Annotated in this window: 1 protein-coding gene; it reads right to left on the bottom strand. The window is 65.9% G+C overall.

Annotated elements, in window-relative coordinates; translation table 11 throughout:
- Positions 1-783, bottom strand: a 783-nt coding sequence (locus EN939_RS36495; protein WP_127272081.1) for an aldehyde dehydrogenase family protein, incomplete at both ends; no start/stop codon positions are given.

Genomic DNA, 783 nt, shown 5'->3' with positions numbered 1-783 from the left:
GACGAAGCGGTCATGAATCGCCTGGTCGACATAGATGCGCTCGACCGAACAGCAGGACTGGCCGGCATTGGAATAGGTGCCCTCGGCGATCTGCGGGATCGTGGCTTCGAGATCGGCATCGGCGCGGATATAGGTCGGATCCTTGCCGCCGAGTTCGAGATGCACCTGTGTGAAGGTGCCGGCGGCGGCGGCATGGACGCTCCGGCCGCCATTGACCGAACCGATGAAATTCACCGCGTTGAAGGCGCCGGACGCAATCAGCTTCTCGGCATCGGCATGGTCGAGATGCAAGCTCTGGAAGACGCCCTCGGGGCCGCCGGCGGCACGGAAGGCCTCTTCCGCCAGTTCGGCAATCAGCGGCGTCTGCGGCGAATGCTTGAAGATCACCACATTGCCGGCCGCGAGCGGCGACGTCACGAGATAGCCGAGCATGGCGGTGGGATAGTTCCAGGCGCAGATCGACAGATGCAGGCCGCCCGCCACCGGCTTGGCATAGCGGCGGATGTTGTCATCCGAAGGATACGGCACATTGGCCAGGGTTTCCGGTGCGATGTCGGCAAGCAATTGTCCGACCAGCGCCAGGCGAGGCGTCTCGTCGGCCTGCCATAGCGGCCGGCCGATCTGCCAGGCCACCATCTCGGCCAGCGGCGTTGCCCGCGCCTTCATCTCCTCACCAAAGCGCAGCAGGATCGCCAGTCTGTCGGCCAGCGGCGTCCGCCGCCAGGACGGCAGGGCGGCACGCGCGCGGGTGAGCGCTGCCTCGATGGTGGAACCGTCGGCATA

Origin of the sequence: Mesorhizobium sp. M7A.F.Ca.CA.002.05.1.1, from assembly GCF_003998335.1 — a bacterium.
In the GTDB taxonomy this organism is placed as follows: Bacteria; Pseudomonadota; Alphaproteobacteria; order Rhizobiales; family Rhizobiaceae; genus Mesorhizobium.
Note: the sequence above shows the minus strand (reverse complement) of the source record. Positions and strands in the feature narration are given on the sequence as shown.